Origin of the sequence: Pelagibius sp. 7325 (assembly GCF_037652055.1) — a bacterium.
GTDB lineage: Bacteria > Pseudomonadota > Alphaproteobacteria > Kiloniellales > Kiloniellaceae > Pelagibius.
Genome location: NZ_JBBKAH010000011.1, coordinates 1 through 19,712, shown reverse-complemented (window position 1 = coordinate 19,712; position 19,712 = coordinate 1). Strand labels below are relative to the sequence as shown.

Annotated in this window: 19 protein-coding genes; 7 read left to right on the top strand and 12 right to left on the bottom strand. The window is 67.1% G+C overall.

All coding sequences use genetic code 11. The features are described from left to right. Positions 1–6: 6 nt before the first annotated feature. The 4 genes from WDC82_RS20115 (at position 7) to WDC82_RS20100 (ending at position 4,932) form a co-directional block, all read left to right on the top strand. Positions 7–1,014, top strand: coding sequence for a succinylglutamate desuccinylase/aspartoacylase family protein (locus WDC82_RS20115; protein ID WP_340119185.1), 1,008 nt, complete (start codon positions 7–9; stop codon positions 1,012–1,014). Next, the gene (locus WDC82_RS20110; protein ID WP_340119184.1) at positions 1,011–1,997 is read left to right on the top strand and encodes a peptidase C39 family protein; all 987 of its coding nucleotides are present in this window, start codon (positions 1,011–1,013) and stop codon (positions 1,995–1,997) included. Before WDC82_RS20115 ends, WDC82_RS20110 begins: the two co-directional genes overlap by 4 nt. A 189-nt stretch (positions 1,998–2,186) precedes the next feature. Beyond that, positions 2,187–3,182, top strand: coding sequence for a tRNA dihydrouridine(20/20a) synthase DusA (gene dusA / locus WDC82_RS20105; protein ID WP_340119183.1), 996 nt, complete (start codon positions 2,187–2,189; stop codon positions 3,180–3,182). Positions 3,183–3,216: 34 nt separating this feature from the next. Continuing rightward, entirely contained in the window at positions 3,217–4,932 is a 1,716-nt protein-coding gene (locus WDC82_RS20100; protein ID WP_340119182.1) for a dihydroxy-acid dehydratase, read from the top strand. A 7-nt stretch (positions 4,933–4,939) separates the two neighbouring features. On the opposite strand, the gene WDC82_RS20095 is transcribed toward WDC82_RS20100, so the two are convergent. Next, complete coding sequence (locus WDC82_RS20095) at positions 4,940–6,820, bottom strand: adenylate/guanylate cyclase domain-containing protein (protein ID WP_340119181.1); 1,881 nt, start codon at positions 6,818–6,820, stop codon at positions 4,940–4,942. Positions 6,821–7,089: 269 nt separating this feature from the next. On the opposite strand from WDC82_RS20095, the gene WDC82_RS20090 reads away from it, so the two are divergent. Further along, positions 7,090–7,596, top strand: a complete 507-nt coding sequence (locus WDC82_RS20090) for a hypothetical protein (protein WP_340119180.1) — start codon at positions 7,090–7,092, stop codon at positions 7,594–7,596. A 71-nt stretch (positions 7,597–7,667) separates the two neighbouring features. Here the strand turns inward: WDC82_RS20090 and WDC82_RS20085 are convergent, their stop codons facing one another. From WDC82_RS20085 to WDC82_RS20065, 5 genes are all read right to left on the bottom strand, one after another. Next, positions 7,668–8,354, bottom strand: coding sequence for a fumarylacetoacetate hydrolase family protein (locus tag WDC82_RS20085; protein WP_340119179.1), 687 nt, complete (start codon positions 8,352–8,354; stop codon positions 7,668–7,670). 34 nt (positions 8,355–8,388) lie between these two features. Next, the gene (locus WDC82_RS20080) at positions 8,389–9,156 is read right to left on the bottom strand and encodes an ABC transporter permease subunit (RefSeq protein WP_340119178.1); all 768 of its coding nucleotides are present in this window, start codon (positions 9,154–9,156) and stop codon (positions 8,389–8,391) included. A 3-nt stretch (positions 9,157–9,159) separates the two neighbouring features. Further along, entirely contained in the window at positions 9,160–9,954 is a 795-nt protein-coding gene (locus WDC82_RS20075) for an ABC transporter ATP-binding protein (RefSeq protein ID WP_340119177.1), read from the bottom strand. 5 nt (positions 9,955–9,959) lie between these two features. Beyond that, positions 9,960–10,721 (bottom strand): ABC transporter permease, encoded by a 762-nt coding sequence (locus WDC82_RS20070; protein WP_340119176.1) that lies wholly within the window; start codon positions 10,719–10,721, stop codon positions 9,960–9,962. A 149-nt stretch (positions 10,722–10,870) separates the two neighbouring features. Further along, entirely contained in the window at positions 10,871–11,875 is a 1,005-nt protein-coding gene (locus WDC82_RS20065; RefSeq protein WP_340119175.1) for an ABC transporter substrate-binding protein, read from the bottom strand. A 246-nt stretch (positions 11,876–12,121) separates the two neighbouring features. On the opposite strand from WDC82_RS20065, the gene WDC82_RS20060 reads away from it, so the two are divergent. Further along, on the top strand, positions 12,122–12,802 hold the full coding sequence (locus tag WDC82_RS20060; protein WP_340119174.1) for an FCD domain-containing protein: 681 nt from the start codon (positions 12,122–12,124) through the stop codon (positions 12,800–12,802). A 94-nt stretch (positions 12,803–12,896) separates the two neighbouring features. On the opposite strand, the gene WDC82_RS20055 is transcribed toward WDC82_RS20060, so the two are convergent. The 6 genes from WDC82_RS20055 to WDC82_RS20030 form a co-directional block, all read right to left on the bottom strand. Continuing rightward, entirely contained in the window at positions 12,897–14,207 is a 1,311-nt protein-coding gene (locus tag WDC82_RS20055) for a 3-deoxy-D-manno-octulosonic acid transferase (protein WP_340119173.1), read from the bottom strand. Between the two features lie 28 nt (positions 14,208–14,235). Further along, the gene (locus WDC82_RS20050) at positions 14,236–14,775 is read right to left on the bottom strand and encodes a methyltransferase domain-containing protein (RefSeq protein WP_340119474.1); all 540 of its coding nucleotides are present in this window, start codon (positions 14,773–14,775) and stop codon (positions 14,236–14,238) included. A gap of 42 nt (positions 14,776–14,817) precedes the next feature. Beyond that, positions 14,818–15,030 (bottom strand): hypothetical protein, encoded by a 213-nt coding sequence (locus WDC82_RS20045; protein WP_340119172.1) that lies wholly within the window; start codon positions 15,028–15,030, stop codon positions 14,818–14,820. Positions 15,031–15,053: 23 nt separating this feature from the next. After that, on the bottom strand, positions 15,054–16,292 hold the full coding sequence (gene pseC, locus WDC82_RS20040; RefSeq protein WP_340119171.1) for a UDP-4-amino-4,6-dideoxy-N-acetyl-beta-L-altrosamine transaminase: 1,239 nt from the start codon (positions 16,290–16,292) through the stop codon (positions 15,054–15,056). Further along, positions 16,280–17,320 (bottom strand): UDP-N-acetylglucosamine 4,6-dehydratase (inverting), encoded by a 1,041-nt coding sequence (gene pseB / locus WDC82_RS20035; protein ID WP_340119170.1) that lies wholly within the window; start codon positions 17,318–17,320, stop codon positions 16,280–16,282. The genes pseC and pseB overlap by 13 nt, the downstream gene beginning before the upstream one ends. A gap of 144 nt (positions 17,321–17,464) precedes the next feature. Continuing rightward, positions 17,465–17,818: a transcription termination/antitermination NusG family protein gene (locus tag WDC82_RS20030; protein WP_340119169.1), complete on the bottom strand. Its 354-nt coding sequence runs from the start codon at positions 17,816–17,818 to the stop codon at positions 17,465–17,467. A gap of 581 nt (positions 17,819–18,399) precedes the next feature. Between WDC82_RS20030 and WDC82_RS20025 the strand changes: the two genes are divergently transcribed. Continuing rightward, a complete protein-coding gene (locus tag WDC82_RS20025) occupies positions 18,400–19,380 on the top strand; it encodes an NAD-dependent epimerase/dehydratase family protein (RefSeq protein ID WP_340119168.1) in 981 nt (326 codons plus the stop codon). Positions 19,381–19,712: the final 332 nt, after the last annotated feature.

Sequence of the window (19,712 nt, the reverse complement as noted above, 5' to 3'; positions counted from 1 at the left end):
GAGAACTTGAGCACCTCGATCTGGGCCTCGGTCGACTATGACCGGCCGGGCAAGCAGACCGGCGATCTCTGGCTGCCTTACTCGGTCCACCGCTCGGCCTACGGGAATCTCACCATTCCGCTCGCCGTGGTGAACGGCGCGCCGGGGCCGACCCTGCTGCTGACCGGCGGTACCCACGGCGACGAGTATGAAGGGCCGGTCGCCTTCCGCCGCCTGCTGCGCTGGATCGATCCAGCGGCCCTGCGCGGCCGCCTCATTATTTTGCCGGCACTGAACGCGCCGGCCGTGCGCGCCGGGCTGCGCACCTCGCCGGAGGACGGCGGCAACCTGAACCGCGCCTACCCGGGCGAGCCCTTCGCCGGACCGACCGCGGCCATCGCGCACTACGTCAGCACGGTGCTGCTGCCGATGGCCGACTTCTATCATGACGCCCATGCCGGCGGCTCGTCGCTGGCCTACCTGCCTTTCGTCTCGCTGCGGCGCAGCGGTGATGACGCCCTCGATGCGGCAGCCCTGGCCGCCGCCCGGGCTTACGGCGCGCCCAACATCCAGATTTGGGGATACAGCCCCGACCCGCGTCTCAGCACCGCCGAAGCCAACCGGCAGAAGGTGGTCTCGCTGGGTGGCGAGTTCGGCGGGCGCGGCACGGTCTCCCGCGAGGGCGTCGCGCTCGTCGAGCGGGGCGTGCGCCGTCTGATGGCACAGTGGAACATGATCGAGGCCCGGCCGGAAGACGCGCTGCCTGGCGAATCCCCGGCGCGCACGGTGGAGGTCAGTGGGCGCGACTGCTACGTCTATGCGATGCGCAGCGGCATTTTCGAGCCGGCGGTCGACCTGGGTGACTCCGTCGTGGGAGGCGACCTCTGCGGCGCCGTCTGGGGCCTGGAGGACATTGCCGATCCGCCTCACGATCAGCGGTTCTCGCGCGACGGTATTGTGATGTGCCTGCGCCACCCTGGGCTGGTACAAAAGGGCGACTGCCTTGCCCATCTGGCGATCGAGGTGCCGTCATGAGCGCGCTTTCCGCCCCATCGCTCCGTATCGAACCCCTGGCGCTGCCCTTTGCCGGACCGCCGGCCATCGCCGCCCCGCGGCCCGGCGGCGCCGCGGTCCTCGCGCTGGCCGCCCGCGATGCCGGCGGGCGTTTGCTTGGCATCGTTGCCGGCCGACGCCGGCGCAGCGCCGGTGTCATGCGTCTGACCGCCTGGGAGGCCGACGGCACCGCTTCGGCGATGCTCGCCGAGGCCTTCGTGCAATCGGCGCAGGACCAGGGTGTGCTGGCGATCCGCGCTGCCGACGATCTTGCTGGTTCCAATGCCGCCTTCGGCCTGACGCCGACCGGGCGCGGTTATGCCCAGCGCTGGCTCGGCACGCCCATTCCCTGCGATCCGCGCGTCGGCGTCTTCACGCAGACCACGGGCTTCACCTGCGGGCCGGTTTCGCTGGCCATGGCACTGCACCGCGACGTCACCCGTCACCAGGAGATCGCCCTGTGGCGAGAAGCGACCACGGTGATCGGCCTCGCCGGACCCGGCGGCTGCGATCCCTACGGCCTGGCGCTGTCGGCGGCGCGACGCATCGACGACGTCACGCTTTACATCGATACCGAGAATCCGGTGCTGCTGGACCGCGCCAACACGCCGGAAAATCAGGAACTCATGCGCTTCGTACAGGGCGAGTTCAAGGCGGCGGCGCGAGAGGCACTGAAAGTGGTTCCCCGGGCTTTCCGCATGGAGGAGCTGCGCGACGCCGTGACCGGCGGCGGGCAGGTGATGCTGCTGGTCGACCAGTGCCACACTCACGATCACTCCGCTCCGCACTGGGTGCTGCTGCACGCGGTCGACGGCGATGTCTTCCTGGTCAATGACCCTTGGATGGAGGTCGAAGACGGCGAGGTGGCCGCAGACTGCGACTGCCTGCCCATCGCGGCGCAGGATCTCTGGACCATGGGCAGTTATGGCAATCCGCCCTACCGCGCGGCCATTGTTCTGATGTAGGGCCGCACCAGATCGTCGTCCGGAGACTGCTGCAAACGGTGGGATTGAAGAGCGTCCGGTCGCGGCGCTGGCTGGCTTGTCTTGTGTTCCAGCGTTGGTTTGGGGCGCCGCGCAGACGAGGACTTGATATCACCGGGAGAAGCGGGATAACGTGGCGCGGTGAGCGCCCGAATAAAATTCTATAATTAAATGAATGGCTTAAGCCGAATACTCTCCGTCGCCCCGATGATGGACTGGACCGACCGCCACGAGCGGGCCTTCCTGCGGACCCTCTCGCGGCGCACGCTGCTCTACACCGAGATGGTGACCACCGGGGCCATTATCCACGGCGACCGCGACCGCTTTCTCGCTTTCGATCCCCTGGAGCATCCGGTGGCGCTGCAGCTCGGCGGCTCGGAGCCGGCGGATCTTGCCTTTGCGGCGCGCGAGGGTGCACAGCGCGGCTACGACGAAGTGAACCTCAATCTCGGCTGCCCCAGCGACCGGGTGCAGCGCGGCCGCTTCGGCGCCTGTCTGATGACCGAGCCGGCCCTGGTGGCTGACTGCGTCGCCGCGATGATCGGCGCGGTCGATGTTCCCGTCACCGTGAAAACCCGTATCGGCGTCGACGAGGTGGACTCCTACGAGGCGCTCGTCGCTTTCGTCGAGAAGATCGCCGCCGCCGGCTGCCGCTCCTTCACCATCCACGCGCGCAAGGCCTGGCTCAGCGGGCTCTCCCCGAAGGAGAATCGCGAGGTGCCGCCGCTGCGCTACGACGTGGTCTACGCGCTGAAGCGTGACTTCCCGGACCTTGAGATCATCCTTAACGGCGGCGTGCTGACCCTGGACGACGCGCAGGCGCACCTGCAGCAGGTCGACGGCGTCATGGTCGGCCGTGCCGCCTACCAGACGCCCTACGTCATGGCCGAAGCCGATCGCCTGATCTTCGGCGAGGACGTGCAACCGAAGACTCGCGAGCAGATCGTCGCCGACTTCCTGCCCTACGTGGAGCGGCAACTGATACAAGGCGTGCCGCTGAAGTCGATCACGCGCCACATGCTGGGCCTCTTCAACGGCCTGCCCGGCGCGCGCGCCTGGCGCCGCCACCTCGCCGAGGAGGCGCACAAGCCCGGCGCCGGGCCGGATGTGATCGAGCAGGCGCTTGCCTGCTGGCGGCAGACGCAGGAAAAGCAGCGCGCGGCGTGACGCGCTGAACAAGAAAGCGACGCGGGAGGACTGAGTGGCCGAGAACAACGACAAGAAACGCGGGCTGCTGAACGGCCTCACCCACTATGGCGATCCCGACTTCGCCGCCTACCTGCGCCGTTCCTTCGCGCGCTCCATGGGCTACTCCGACGCGATGCTGGGCCGCCCCATCGTCGGCATCACCTGGACCGCCAGCGGCTTCAACAACTGCCACCGCGGCGTGCCGCAACTGGTCGAAGCCGTGAAGCGCGGCGCGCTGGCGGGCGGCGCCCTGCCGCTCGACTTTCCGGTGACCTCGCTCGGCGAGGTCTTCCTCAATCCGACCAGCCTGCTCTACCGCAACCTCATGGCCATGGACGTGGAGGAGATGATCCGCGCCCAGCCGATGGACGCGGTGGTGCTGGTCGGCGGCTGCGACAAGACCCTGCCGGCCTTGGTGATGGGTGCCATCTCGGCGGGCAAGCCGGCCATCGTGCTGGCGACCGGTCCGATGTCGACCGGGCGCTACCACGGCGAGCGGCTGGGCGCCTGCACCGACTGCCGGCGCTTCTGGGCACAGTATCGCGCCGGCAAGCTGGACGAGAAGGAAATCACCGAGATCGAGGGCAACCTTGCGACCACGCAAGGGACCTGCGCGGTCATGGGCACCGCCAGCACCATGGCGATCCTCTGCGAGGCCCTGGGCCTCATGCTGCCGGGCGGCGCCGCGGTGCCGGCGGTCCACGCCGACCGCCTGCGCCAGGCCGAGGCGAGCGGCCTGCGCGCGGCGGCGCTGGCGACGAGCGAAGACGCCGGCGCGCTCACTTTCGACAAAATCATCACCGAGGCGGCGGTGGAGAACGCCTTGCGCGTGCTGCTGGCGATCAGCGGCTCGACCAACGCCGTGGTGCATCTCGCCGCGATCTTCGGGCGCCTCGGCTACAGCCTGGACATGGACCTGCTGAACCGGCTGAGCGACGAGACGCCGGTGCTGGTCGACCTGAAGCCGACCGGCGCCCACTACATGGAGGATCTGCATGCCGCCGGCGGCGCCCCCGCGGTGCTGCGTGCCTTGCGCGACCACTTGAACCTCGACGTGCCGACGGTGACGGGCAAGACCCTGGGCGCGGTGATCGACGCGGCCGATCCCTGGGTCGATACCCGGGTGGTGCGCTTGCCGGACGACCCCATCTCGCCCCAGGGCGGCCTGGTGGCCTTGAGCGGCAGCCTCGCCCCCAAGGGCGCCATTCTCAAGCGCGCGGCGGCGACCCCCGAACTTTTCGAGCGCGAGGGACGGGCCGTGGTCTTCACCTCCCTGGAGGACCTCTCGCGGCGCATCGACGATCCCGATCTCGACGTCACGCCCGACGACTTCCTGGTGCTGCAGAACGCCGGACCGCTGGCCAGCGGCATGCCGGAGGCCGGCTACCTGCCGATCCCGGCGAAGCTCGCGCGTGCGGGGGTGAAGGACATGGTGCGCATCTCCGATGCCCGCATGAGCGGCACCGCCTTCGGTACCATTGTCCTGCATGTCTCGCCGGAGGCGGCGCTGGGCAGCCCGCTCGGCCTGGTGCGTGACGGCGACCGCATCCGCCTCTCGGTGCAGGACCGCCGCCTCGACCTGCTGGTCGGCGAGGAAGAACTGGCGCAACGCCGTGCGGCCTTCAGTCCGCCGCCCGGCGTCGGCGCCGAGCGCGGCTGGCGCCGGCTGTGGCGCGACCACGTGCTGCAGGCCGAAGACGGCTGCGACCTGGATATGCTGCGCGGCTGATGCCCGGTCACTCCGGTACGCCTGCGGCACGGAGCAGTTCGACGCGGCGCTGCTCCACGGCTTCGTCCGAGTAGGGCACGTAGGCGGCGTAGGCCTGCAGGGTAAAGCGCGGATTGATCCGCTGGATCTCGGCGGCGGCTGCCGCGGCTTCCTCTTGCCTCCTCAGGGCGCTGTAACACACAGCCAGGACCACGTGCAGCGAGACATAGTCGGGATCGAGAGCGACGCCGCGCTCCGCTACCTCCACGCAGAGCTCATCATCGCCGCGCAGCCAGTAGGCGTTGCCGAGCCATTCCAGGTAGGTCGGCGGGTGGAATGGATCGAGGCGGATCGCCTGCGTGATAGCAGTCACGGCCTCCTCGCCGCGGCCCGCGTAGACCAGCACGGAGCCGACGTTGCTCAGGGTGATGGCCTCCCGCGGTTCCAGAGAAAGCGCCTTGTCGATCTCCGTCTCGGCCGCCGTGAACTCGCTCCGCCACTGGTGGACCATGGCCAGGAGAACGTGCGGGGCCGGGTCCCCGGGGTTCAGCTGAACGGCCTCCGCCGCCAGTTCCTCGGCGCGGGCCAGGTTTTGGCTGGGCGCCTCGCCCCAGACACGCCATTCGTCGAAGAAGTGGAATCCCAGCAGACTGTGAGCCTCGGCGTAGGTGGGATCCAACCTGATGGCGCGCTGCAGCAGGTCGCGCGCCTCGAGCGTCGCGGCTCTGTCGAAGCGGGTCAGAAGTTTGCGCGCTCTCAGCACCAGGTCGTAGGCCTCTAGATTGGCCGTCTCCGCTCCCCCGGCACGCTGCGCCTGTTCCTTGTCGGTCAGATGCAGCTCGAGCGCCTGGACAATCTTTTCCAGGATCGCGTCCTGCACGGCGAAGATGTTCTCGAGCTTGCGGTCGTAGCGCTCCGCCCAGATGTGGCCGCTGGTCGTCGCGTCGATGAGTTGGGTGTTGATGCGCACCTGGTCACCCGCGCGTCGCACGCTGCCCTCCAACACGTAGCGCACGCCGAGATCCTCGGCGACCTCGCGCACTGTGACGGTTTTACCCTTGTAGGCGAAGGAGGAGTTGCGGGCGATGACGAAGAGCCCGGAGATCTTCGAGAGGTCTGTGATGAGGTCCTCGGTCATGCCGTCGGCGAAGTATTCCTGCTCCGGGTCCCCGGAAAGGTTGTCGAAGGGGAGGACGGCGATCGACGGTTTGTCGGGCAGGGGCAGGGCCATCCGGTCAATCGATGCCGGCTCCTCTCCCGGGACCCAGGGCTGCCACCAGGCCAGGCCCGCGACTGCGAGAAGTGCCGCCGCAGCAGCAGCGGTGAGCGCCACACGGTGGCCGCGCCGAGGTGCCGTCGCAGACCCGGCCAGCGGCGTGACCAGGGTCGCGGCCTTGTCGTCCAGCGCGATCTGATAGACCGTGACCGGCTCGGCGATGTTCTTGAGCTGCCGCTCGCCCAGTTTCTCGAAAGTCAGGTTCAGCTTGCCCTTTACCTGGTTGTAGACGTTGCCCGACAGGCAGACGCCACCGGCCTCGCAGATCGCCTCCAGGCGCGCCGCCAGGTTGACCCCGTCGCCGTAGATGTCGTCGTCCTCGACGATGATGTCGCCGATGTTGACGCCGATACGGAACTGGACCTGCGGGTGGGGCGGTGGCTCCTCCGTCTGGCGGCGGGCCATCTGCAGCTCGGTGGCGAAGCAAACCGCGTCGATGACGCTGGTGAACTCCATCAGCGCGCCGTCGCCCATCAGCTTCACGGTGCGGCCGTGGTACTGCCGTGCCTTTGGGTTTATGAGATCGCGGCGGAGCATCTTCAGCGCGGCCAGGGTGCCGGCCTCGTCTTCCCCCATCAGCCGGCTGTAGCCGACGACATCGATAGAGAGGATGGTGGTAAGACGCCGCTCCAATGCTTGTCCCCCTCGCCGCACAGACTATAGGTCATCGGCGGAGAAATCCATGAAGGAAGAGGGCTATCGGCCGGCCCAGGCGCTGCCGGACCTGAAGCCCGGCGGTCGCAGCTGCGGCGTCCGGGTGACGAGGCGAGCCGGGATTCAAAGCAGGAGCGGCGGACTTGCCCGGTGGTGCGGCGTTGCATTGACGGAAGGCAAAGAGGATGGTTAGCCTTCCTGTCGGCCCCGAGTCCGTGAGCCCTCCGGAGAGGGAAAGGAGCAGGTTGGTGCGGCTGCTACGATCGATCATGCTGGGCTTGGTTCTGTCTTCCGGTGCCACCGGAGCGGGCGCAGAGCCGGTGACCCTGGACGTTGTGCTGACCACAACGGAGGACATCTCCCTCAATTTTCAGAACGACAGGCAACATTTCCTCACATTGCTGCTGCGCGAAGGTACGGCGGCAGGGGATGACGTGTTTGAAGGCGCAGAGGTTGCCGAGTACGGCATGCACGACATCACCGTCGGCGTCGGCGGCGAGGCCAGCGGTTATATCGTCGCCACGACGGTAGCAGGCGACATCGCCTATTTCCGCTGGCACCTGCGCGCGTTCTTTGTCGAGGGGAACGAGGGCACGTCGAGAGTCGCTAACAGCGGCCTCTGGGAGCTGGCCGGCGGCACCGGCCGGTTCGCGGCCCAGCGCGGGACGGGCTCCCTGACCATTGGATTTCCGAGCAAGACCGAGCGGCGTTACGTCCTAACCGGTGACATCTCACCGGTACCGGCGCCGCGCTGAAACGCAAAGCCCCCGGAACCGCCACGTCTATCGTCGCGATCCCGGGGGCGTGTGAGAATGGCGCAGGGCGCTCAGACGACCTTGGTATGCAGCTCGCCGACGCCCTCGATGTGGCCGTGCAGCACGTCGCCCTTCTTCACCGCGGCGACGCCCGAGGGGGTGCCGGAGAGGATGACGTCGCCGGGCGCCAGTTCGAACAGGCCGGAGAGGTAGGAGATCATCTCCGGCACCTTCCAGATCATCTGGCCGAGGTCGCCTTCCTGGCGGGTCTCGCCGTTCACCTTCAGCCACACGGCACCCTTCGACGGGTGGCCGATCTCGCTGGCCGGGACCAGGTCGCTGCAGGGGGCGGAATGCTCGAAGGCCTTGCCGACTTCCCACGGCCGTCCGGCCTTCTTGGCCTCGCCCTGCAGGTCGCGGCGTGTCATGTCGAGCGCGACACCGTAGCCCCAGACATGATCCATCGCCTTGTCCAGTGGAATGTCCTTGCCGCCCTTCGACAGCGCCACCGCCATCTCGATCTCGTGGTGCACGTCGTTCGAGCGTGCCGGATAGGGGAAGTCGCCGCCGCCGGTCACCAGGTTGTCCGGGTTCTTCTGGAAGAAGAAGGGCTCCTCGCGGTCGGGGTCGCCGCCCATCTCGATGGTGTGGGCGGCATAGTTGCGCCCGACGCAGTAGATGCGGTGGACCGGGAACAGACTATCGCTTCCGCGCACCGGAATGACGGCGGGTTTTGGCGGTGTAATAACGAAACTCATCGTCTTCCTATCTCCAGAAGGGGACTGCAGTGTACTAGTGTCGGGCGGCGGCATAGTAGTCGACCTTTCGTTCAAGCCAGGCAAGCACTTCGTTGAGGGTGAAGGCGAAGGCGAAAAGCACGAACAGCAACGCCCAGAAGTGCTCCATCAGGAAGCGCGAGGAGTAGAGTTCGAACAGCCGCCCGAAGCCGATGATGGAAACCAGCAGCTGGCCAATGACGACGCCCTTGACCGCGCGGATCATGCCCAGGCGCACGCCGGAGAGGATCTCCGGCAGCGCCGCGAAGATATAGATCCTGCTGAACGCCTGCCAGCGGCTGGCGCCGAAGACCTGGGCCATCTCGACCAGCGAGGGGGAGATGCCGCGCACGCCGGCGCGCGCGTCCAGCACGATGATCCACACGGCAAACAGGACCACGGTCATCACGATGGTGGTCTCGCCCAGGCCGAAGATCACCATGATGACCGGCACCAGGGCGGTCAGCGGCGCCGAGAGAAAGAGGTTCACCCAGGGCAGAAAAATGCGGTCGGCGATGATCGAGCGGCCCATCAGCACGCCCAGCGGCACGCCGAAAGCGACGGCGATGAGGTTGCCCAGCAGGAAGGCCTTGCCGGTGATCAGCAGCGCGTCGGCGAAGCTCGCCGTCGGCACGATCTCCACGATCCGCTCGAAGATCGCCGACAGAGGCGGGATGATGAAGCTGGCGCCGGTGCGCCCGACGATCTCCCACAGCACCGCCCAGATGATGAGCGAGCAGAACATCGGAACGCGGATCTTGCCGCCGAAGACGTTGAGGGTCATGGCTCAGACACCCTCGTCCAGGTACTTCTTCAGGCCCTGCCAGATCTCCTCGACGGTGTCGAGGTAGACGGGGTCGCGGCGGATGTCCTCCGGATCGGCGTGACGCGGGATATTGGGCTCGACGATCTGCGAGACGCGGCTGGGCCGGCGCGACAGCAGGACGATGCGGTCGGAGACGTAGACCGCCTCCTCGATCGAGTGGGTGACGAAGATGAAGGTCTTGCGCTCCCGCGCCACCAGCTCCAGCAGGTCCTCCTGAAACTTGCGCCGGGTCTGCTCATCGACCGCCGAGAAGGGCTCATCCATCAGCAGCACCTTGGCGTTGACGGTCAGCGCGCGGGCGAGGCCGACGCGCTGTCGCATGCCGCCGGAAAGCTCGTGCGGATAGGCCTTCTCGAATCCCTTGAGGCCGACCTGGCCGATGTACTGCTCGGCGACCGCCTCGCGCTCGGAGCGGGCGACGCCGCGCAGCTCCAGGCCGAAGGCGACGTTGCGCAGCACCGTGGCCCAGGGCATCAGCGCGAAGTCCTGGAACACGAAAGCGCGCTCCGGGCCCGGCCCGGTGACGGTGCGGCCGTCGACCTTGACCGCGCCGGTGGTCGCCGGAATGAGGCCGGCGATGATCTTCAGCAGCGTGGTCTTGCCGCAGCCGGAGGGGCCGAGCAGCGTGGTCAGCTGGCCTTCCGGAAAATCGAGGCTGATGTTGTTCAGCGCCTCGGTGCCGCCGGGGTAGATCTTGCTGACGCCCTCCACCTCGACGATGGCGCGCGGTTCGGTATCGATAGCGGATGCTGACATGGCGTTCATCGGGCGGCTCGCTTCTCGGGACGGAACAGGGTCACCTCCAGGCGTTCCAGCACTTCGATGAACAGCACGGAGAAGACGATGATGGAGAAGATCGCGGCGTACATCTTGGCGTACTCGGCGATCGACTGGTTGTAGGTGATGATGTCGCCGATGCCGGTCGGGGTGATCAGCAGCTCGGCCAGGATGACGCCGATGAAGCCGGCGGCGCAGCCCAGGCGCAGGCCGGCGAAGATCACCGGCGCGGCGGCGGGCAGCACGATCTTCCAGACGACTTGCCAGCGCGTGCCCTGGAAGCAGCGGCCCATTTCCACCAGCGAGGCCGGGGTGTGGCGCACGGCGTTCAGCGAATTCAGCACGATCACCGGCATCGCCATGATGCAGACGGTCATCACCTTGGAGGTGAGGCCGATGCCGTAGGCGAAGGTGAGAATGGGGATGAGGGCGGCCAGGGGCGCCGACTGCGCGATGATGAAGAGCGGCGCGCCCAGCCATTCGGCGAGACGGTTGAGCCCCATGGTGACGCCGAAGGCGACGCCGATGAAGACCGAGGCGACCAGGCCGATGGCGAGCGGCTGCAGGGTGATCCAGAAGGCCAGCGGCAGGGTGCCGTCGGCCAGCATGCCGAACAGGGCGTCCATGGTCTCCAGGAAGGTCGGGAAGGCGGGGCTGATCGGCACGCGGCCGGCATACTCCCAGCCGCCGACCACGATGACGACCGAGGCGAGGCGCAGGAACAGCGGATGGCTGAGCAGCTGCAACAGGAAGGGCGGGCGGTCTTCGGCCGGCCGGCGAGAAGAAAGCGCCGGCCCTGCCTGCGGGACAGGGCGGGCGGGACCAGGCGTTGCCTGGCGGCCCGCCCTCAGGGCCGGGGATGAGTTTGACGTTTGCAAGGAAGTTCTCCGCCCTTTTACAGGCCGAGCTTTTTCTTGGCCGCGTTCAGCGGCTCAAGGTTCCAGTATTCTTCGACGCTCAGGCTGTCCGCCGGGCCTTCCATCTGGCCGGCCTCGGTATAGAACTCGAAATCGGCCTTGGCCGCGGCCATGCCGCCACCGGTCGGGCTGAACAGCCCTTCCTTCACGCCTTCGGTGTAGAAGGGCACCACCTCGGCCAGGATCTCCTTCGGCTGGTCGGCAAGCAGGTTACGCTTGGCGCGCTCCTCCTCGATGATCCCCGGATTCTGGCTCATCTCATTCCACAGCTTCAGCATCTCCTCGACGACCACGTTGACCGCCTCAGGGCGCTCGTCGATCCAGTTCTGGTTGGCGAAGACCAGCTCGTCGCTGGGCACTTCGGAGACGCCCGGCAGGACGTGGAACTTGTCGCCGGCCATCTCCATCAGCTTGTTCTTGTTGGAGAGGTCGACGATGGTCGCGTTGATCTGGCCCTTCATCATCGCGATGATGCGGTTCTCCGAGCCCGGCACGTAGCTGCGCTGGCCGAACTCGATGCCTTCCCGCTTGGCGATGATGTTGCCGATGGCCTCGGTGCCGGTGCCGCGGGCGTGGAAGGTGAAGGGCTCACCGTTGAGGTCATCCCAGTTTTTGTACTCGTTGGACGCCACCGGGAAGAACACCAGGCGGGACATCTGGAAGACGACCTTCAGCGGCACCTTGGCTTTCTGGATGACCGAATAGGGAGTGCCGACGCCGAGGTCGGCCTGGCCGTTGACGATCGACTGGATGGCCAGTTCCTCCTTGGCGAAGGAGGTCATTTCGTAGTCGACGCCTCGGTCCTTGGCGCGTTCGAGGGCAATGAGGAAGGCCAGGGTCTCGACGGAAACCACATCGCCGAGTGCGACGCGCACTTTCTCCGCCGCCTGGGCCGGGGGGGCCACGAAGGCCGCGCCGGCCATCAGGGCGGCCACGGCGGCGGCCGCAACGGAACGCCTGAATACGGACTTGATTCGCTGCATGTTCATTCCTCCCTGGCCTGCACGTTGAGCCGCGCCGCGTTCGGCGGCGGGAGGCAGGCCTTATTGCTGATGACCAAACCCTAACCAATTCTTGATTGGTTGCGCAATTGATTTATATTGGTCAGGCGTAATTGACTGCGATATAGGCTCATCTTAGTGTGCCCCGGCGCTGCCCGGTCCCATTCAATGGGACGCGTCAGGCGGCCCAGGGGGGGACAAGGCCCGCATTCGAATGACGGAGTCGGTATGGATCAGGGACAGGGTGCTCTAACGCAACTGCGCGCCTATCTGGCGCAGCACGATCTGCCCAGCAATTCCCGTCTTCCGCCGGAGCGCGAGCTCTGCGACATCCTCGGCGTTTCGCGCGGCGAGCTGCGCAAGGCGTTGGCTGTCATGGAGAGCAACGGCGAGCTGTGGCGCCACGTCGGCAAGGGTACCTTCATCGGCGCGCGGCCGACCAAGGAATACTCCGACGTCGCCGCCATCGCCGCGCTGACCAATCCGCGCGAGGTGATGCAGGCGCGTCTGCTGATCGAGCCGCAGATCGCCCGCGAGGCGGCGCTGAACGCCACCGCCGGCGACATCGCCGAGCTGAAGCAGTGTATGATCGCCTCGCGCCAGGCTCAGACCTGGCGCCAGTATGAGAACAGCGACAACCGTCTGCACCGCGCGGTCGCGGAAGCGGCGCATAATACCGTGCTGCTGGCTCTCTTCGACACCCTGAACGCGGTGCGCCGCGCGGTGGTCTGGGGCCGTTTGCGCGACAAGGTCGACAGGCCTCCGGCAGACCACCACAGTTTCGTCGAACACGAGGCCCTGGTGCGCGCCATCGAGGAGCGCGACATGGACGGCGCTAGCCAGGCCATGCTGCGCCATCTCTCCCACGTAGAGGGCAACCTGCTGGCGCCGAGGGCGGCCGCGGAATAGAGGCGGCCGCCGGCTTCTCCCGGCAGCAGACATGAAAAAAGCGGCCGGACCTTCGCGAGGCCGGGCCGCCGCAGCGGGCGTTTGGCGTGTCGATTCAGGAACTGGCGCCGGCGGCCTCCCGCAACAGCGGCGCCAGCGCCGCCATGGTGCGTTCCATTGAGCCGGCCTGCCCCTGGGCATAGCGGCGCGCGGCCTCAACCATCGCATGGCGCTCCGCCGGGTCGCTCAGGAGCTCCGCCACGGCGTCGGTCAGGGCGGCCGGCCCGCCGACCGTGCGCAGGGCGCCGGCGGCGGTCATCTCCGCCGTCAGGCGCTCGAAGTTGGCGGTGTGCGGTCCCGCCAGGACGGCACAGTCCAGCTTGGCCGGCTCCAACAGGTTATGACCGCCGCCGGCGATCAGAGAGTTGCCGACGAAAGCGATCTCCACCAAGCGGTACCACAGCCCCAGCTCGCCGAGGGTGTCGGCCAGGTAGACGTCGGTTTCCGCCGCGATGGGTTCACCGCGGCTGCGCTGCGCGACGGCGAGACCGAGGGCTTCCAGGTCGCCGCGGATCGCCGCGCCGCGGTTCGGATGGCGTGGCACCAGCAGCGTGACGAGGCCCGGCATGCGCGGCTTCAGGGCGCGATGCGTGGCGCCGATCATTTTCTCCTCGCCGGCGTGGGTCGAGGCTGCCAGCCAGCGCTGGCGATTGCCAAGCAGGGCTTCGAGCCGTGCCAGCTCGCCGGCATCGGCACGCAGCGGCGGTGCCGCCGCCTTCAGATCGCCCGGGCAGGCGACCTCGCGCGCACCGAGTCCGAGCAGGCGCTCGCGGTCTTCCGGGGTGCGCGCGAGGACAAGGGCGAAGCATCCCAGCAGGTCCCTGATTATGGGCCGGATCCGGCGCCAGCCGTCGTAGGAGCCGGCGGAGACACGGCCGTTCACCAGCACCAGCCGCGTGCCGTGTGCGGCGGCGCCGCGCAGCAGGTTCGGCCAGAACTCGGAATCGACGAAGAGACCGATCTCCGGCCGCCAGTGATCGAGGAAGGCGGCGACGGCACCGGGCAGGTCGACCGGCACGTACTGATGGATGACGCCCGCTGGCAGCCGCTCGGCCAGCAGCTCGGCAGAGGTCACGGTGCCGCTGGTCACCAGGATGGCGAAGCCAGGCCGGTCGCGCCGCAGCCGCTCGATAAGCGGCAGGGCGGATTGCGTCTCGCCGACGCTGGCGCCGTGGATCCAGATCAGCGGGCCGGGCGGGCGCGCAACGCTCGTCTCGCCCAGACGCTCGCCGAAGCGCAGGGGATCTTCCTTGCCGCGTGCCAGGCGCCTGCGCAGATAGCGCCGCACCAGGGGGGCGCCCAGCCGGCCGAGCAGCGCGTAGCCGCCGAAGGCCGTGACGGCGCAGAGCCGGCCCGGTCCGCTCATCGCGCCGCCTCGGCATGCTGGCTTCTGCCTAAGCCTTGCAGCATTTTGCGACGTAGAATCCAAGATTGAGGCGGGGGTAGTTCTCGCTGATCTCGGCGATCTCGACGGTGCCGAAGACGTCTGCCAGGCAGCCGCGGAAGTGATCGCTGCCGTCGGGGAACGGCAGCGCGCGGTTGTGCCCGGCTGCGATCTCCACCGCCATGCCCAGTTCCTTTGCGCGCTCGCTGGCCACCGCCACCATCTCGTCGTTGATCTCGACGCCGTAGAGCTGTGCGCCGCGATCGGCGAACATGAAATAGCGGCCGTCGTGACTGGCGACGGCGGCGTATTCCACCATGTCGCCGTCCCAGGTGCCGGGCGAGAGCGCCAGGCCCGCGAAGCTGTCGTCGCGCTGCCAGTGGACGCCGTCTTCCGACTCCGCGTGACCCAGAGTATAGGCCGAACCCTTGTGGGCGAACCACATTTTGTAGCGGCCCTCGTCGTGCAGCACGAAGGGACGGGCAAGCGCGATCTCGTCTTCGCTGGCGAAGTCGATTGCCACCTGGCCATGGGCGACGTCGGCGATCATCACGTCGCAGGGCGCCGCTGCCGTGCGGGCGAGGGCTGCGGCCTATGCCGCCGGATGGCCGCCGCCGGCGATCCGCGCGACTCGGGCGATGCTTGCCACCAGGGGCGTTGCGGTGCTGTCGCTGGCCTCAGAGAGGAAGAAGGTTACCTTGTGGCCGCGGTCCGCGGCGATCTTCGCCAGGGTAATGCAGCGCCGCAGATGACCGAATCCGATGCCGCAGGCCGCGTCAGTGCGGAAGGTGAGGCTGCTCGTCATGGCTGCTGCGCATCGTCGCGCCGTCAGCCCCGGCCGAGCGCGTCGGCCAGCGCATCGACGGCCCGGTCCACGTCGTCTTCCGCCATGCCGGCGAAGAGCGGCAGAGAGAGCGTGCGCGCGTAGTAGCGCTCCGCCCCCGGCAGATGGAGGTCGCCGTAGCGGCGGCGGTAGTAGGGTTGCAGATGGACCGGAATGTAGTGCACCTGGCTGCCGATGCCGGCGGCTCTGAGGGCCGCCATGACGCGGGCACGGCTGATGTCCGCGGCGGCGAAGTCCACCAGCACCGGATAGATGTGCCAGGCCGCCTCGCAGGCGCCGGAGCGGGCGATCGGGCGCGCCAGCGGCGCCAGGGATGCCAGTTGGCGGTCGTAGCGGTCGGCCAGGGCGCGTCGGCGCGCCACGAAGCGGTCGAGCTTCTTCATCTGGCTGAGGCCGAGGGCGCACTGGATGTCGGTGATGCGGTAGTTGAGGCCGATCTCTGGCATCTCGTAGTACCAGGGATTGACGCTGCCGTCGGTGTCGAAGGCGAGCGCCCTGTTCTGCATCTCACCGGCGTCGCGCACCATGCCGTGCGCGCGCAGGCGCTGCAGCTTCACCGCGAGGCCGTCATCGTTGGTGGTGATAGCACCGCCTTCGCCCATGGCGATGGTCTTCACCGGATGGAACGAGAAGGTGGTCATGGCCATCAGTCGCCCGTCGCCGATGGGCCGGCTGTTGCCGTCGGCGGTACGGTAGCGGCTGGCGATGGCGTGGGCGGCGTCGTCGACCAGGGCGAGGCCGTGCTGCGCGGCGAGCGCGTGGAGCGCCGGCAGGTCGGCGCACTGGCCGGTCAGGTGGACCGGAAACACCGCCTTCACCGGACCGCTGGACCCGGCGGCGGCGCGTTCCAGCGCCTCGGCCAGCTGGGCGGCTTCCATCAGCCCGCTATCCGGGTCGCAGTCGGCGAAGACCACCTCGCCGCCGGCCAGGCGCACGGCGTTGGCGGTGGCCAGAAAGGTGACGCTCGGCACGACGACGCGGTCGCCGGGCTCGAGTTCGAGGGCGAGCGCCGCGAGGTGCAGCGCCGCGGTGCCGTTGGCGCAGGCGACGGCGTGTTTGGCTTCCGTGACGGCTGAGAGCGCTTGCTCGAAGGCCGCGACGGCTGGACCGGTGGTCAGCCACTCTCCCCGCAGTACCGCCGCCACGGCGGCGATGTCGTCTTCCTCGATATGCTGCCGCCCATAAGGCAGGAACGGCGCTTCGGAGGGCGCTATTTTGCGCATTCTGCGATCATGGTGGCCAGGCGGTCGCCGCTCAACCAGTCATCGTTGATGTTGCTGGCAAAGCGGAAGCCGGCGGGCACCGGCTTGGCATTGCTGCGCTGCCGGGAGAGCTTTCCGTGCTGGCTGAATTCGGGATAGACGATGTAGCGGTCGCCGATATCCAGCGTGTTGCGCGCATCGTCCTCGGTGATCAGCACCTCGTGGATCTTTTCGCCTGGCCGGATGCCGACGACGCGATGCGGCAGGTCCGGCGCCATGTGGAATGCCAGCTCGGTCATCTTCATGCTGGGAATCTTCGGCACGAAGAGCTCGCCGCCCTGCGTCAGCGCCAGGCTGGACAGCACGAAGTCCACGCCCTGCTGAAGGGTGATCCAGAAGCGGGTCATCTCCGTGTCGGTAATCGGCAGGCTGTCGGCGCCCTCGTCGATCAGCTTGCGGAAGAACGGGATCACGCTGCCGCGCGATCCCATGACGTTGCCGTAGCGCACCACCGAGAACGAGGTTCCGCCATGGCCGCTGAGGTTGTTTGCGGCTACGAAGATCTTGTCGGATGCCAGCTTGCTGGCGCCGTAGAGATTGATCGGATTGGCCGCCTTGTCGGTCGACAGCGCAATGACCGTCTTCACGCGGTTGCGCAGCGACGCGCGCACCACGTTTTCCGCCCCGATGACGTTGGTCTGGATGCACTCGAAGGGATTGTATTCGGCCGCCGGCACCTGCTTCAGGGCGGCGGCGTGGACCACCACGTCGACGTCGCGCAGCGCCATGTCCAGGCGCTCGGCGTCGCGCACGTCGCCGATGAAGTAGCGCAGTACCGGAAAGCGATCCGGCGAGAGGTCGATCGCCATCTCGTACTGCTTCAGCTCGTCGCGCGAGAAGATGATGAGCCGGCGCGGCTTGTAGCGTTCCAGGACTGTCTGGACGAACTTCTTGCCGAACGAGCCGGTGCCGCCGGTCACCAGAACGGACTTGCCGTTCAGATCGACGTCTTTGCCATTTGAAAAGGAAGTCACGGGTGCGTCTGCCATTCCCCAGTTATCTGAGGAAATCCTTAACAAATAGTATTAACGGCGCGCCTTGAGGGTGAAATTTACCACGCTACCGAAGTCCGGTGAATCCGGCCCCCAGACCAAAACCGATCAAATTGCGGCTGCCCGTCAGAATCCAACCGATCAACCGGTTGTGGAAACGGCCTTCAGCGGCGCCTGGACGCGCACCGCGCGGCCCAGCAGGTCGAGCAGCACGACCACCCGGTCGCAGTCGGCCATGCGCTCGAACAGCCCCTGGCAGACCAGGTGGCTGATGCCGAAGGTGCCGTTGATCGAGCGCCAGGGCGCGCTTTCGAGGGCGAATTCCACGAAGATGTAGCCTGGAAACAGCAGCGCCCGCACCGTCTCGCGACGCCTGGCATGGCTGCGCTCGCGGCGGTAGCGCGGCAGATAGGTGGTGAAGCCCTGGCGCTCCAGGTTGAAGCGGGCACGGTCCTCGGCCTGCGTCTGGGTCTGAGCGACGTACCAGCGTTTCATTGCGCCGTCCCCGATGCCGGCCCGCCGCGGCCTGCGGCCGCCGGGTCGACAGACGCAGCAGGCTGGGGAACAGAATCTTGTCCTCGCCGTGCAGCCCGACCATGCGGTCGTAGCTGGCCTGGGGGTCCTTTACGTCGGTGATGATCACTGCTTCGGCGGCGGCGATCTCCGCGGCGTCGCGGACGACGCGTACCCCGGCGATCCGCTGCCGGTTGCTTCCCGCGTCGTACACCGCCACCACCTCAATGCCGCAGTCGAGGGCGGCGAGCGTGGCGATAATTCATTGATTTGGATGGTTTATAGTGGCTCAATGCGGCGCCTTGCCGCCGTCCGCTCTTGCCGTCGGCGCGGCGAGGCTATAAGGGGAAGCGACGCGGCGCGAGGGCCGCGCAGGGGAGGAGTCTCGCGGGCGTGGCCTTGCCGCAATCTGCCGAAGAGCATTGTCACTGGACGCGGTTCCCTCGGCCAGCCGCGGCGGCTTGCGCCGCGCCGGTCAGGGCCGCGCGTCCGATGCTGTCACGGGTGCCGCCGTTCACCGTTTTTGCCTTTGAGACGGAACAGGGTTTGAGGAGAAACAGACGATGAGCGTTCTGGTTACCGGCGCTGCCGGGTTCATCGGCTCAACCGTTGCCGCCCGGCTTATCGAGCGCGGTGTCCCGGTGGTCGGCGTCGACAATCTGAATGACTACTACGATCCGCGCCTGAAGCAGGCCCGGCTGGATTCGCTCCAGGTTCACAACGGCTTTTCCTTCCGCCGTCTCGACGTGCAGGACCGCGAGTCGATCCTGGCGCTGGCGGGCGAGTTCCCCGACGTGACCGAGATCGTCCATCTGGCGGCCCAGGCCGGCGTGCGCTATTCCCTCGAGAACCCCTTTGCCTACGTCGAGAGCAATGTGATGGGGCACCTCTGCATGATGGAGCTGGCGCGCCGGCTGCCCAAACTGCGCCACTTCGTCTATGCTTCCTCATCCTCGGTCTACGGCGGCAACAAGGAGCTGCCGTTCTCCGTCGACCAGCGGGTCGACAGCCCGGTCTCGCTCTATGCCGCCACCAAGCGGACCGACGAGCTGATGACTTACTGCTATGCCCACCTCTACGATCTGCCGAGTACGGGCCTGCGCTTCTTTACCGTCTACGGGCCGTGGGGACGGCCGGACATGTCGGCCTACATCTTTACCAAGGCGATCTTCGAAGGCCAGCCGATCCAGATCTTCAATCACGGCGACATGCGGCGTGACTTTACCTACATCGACGACATCGTCGCCGGGGTGCTGGCAGTGGTCGAACGTCCGCCGCGGCGCGACGGCGAGACCCCGCCCCACAAGGTTTACAACATCGGCAACCACCGCTCCGAGCCGCTGCTGCGCTTTGTCGAGTTGATCGAGCAGGCCTGCGGCAAGCAGGCGATCCGCGAGTATGCCGAGATGCAGCCGGGTGACGTGAAGGAAACCTACGCCGATATCGGACCGGCCCAGCGCGATTTCGGCTTTGAGCCGAGGGTCTCCATCGAGGAGGGGATCCCGCGCTTCGTGGAGTGGTACCGCGACTATCACGGGGCGTAGCCGGCCTCTGCCGGCGTCAGAGTCGGTGTCCTGGCCTATAATTCACAAATGCTTCTTGTATAATAAAAATAATTTGCATTAACCAGAAGTGAAATGTTTTATGGCCACCCGCCGCCTGGGCCTGGGAACCGCCGTCCCTGGCGCGATTTGGTCTGTCACAGGTATGTTCCTTGATTGACCCCGGGAATGCCCTTAGTTCATTTCGCACGTGCAGCATTTTGGCTGCTTTTCTTTTTTCCAAGCATAGGACCGTCGCCGTTATGGACCACCTGGACGCACTGGAAGCGCAATCGGTTTACATTCTGCGCGAGGCCTACGCGCGGATCGAGCCC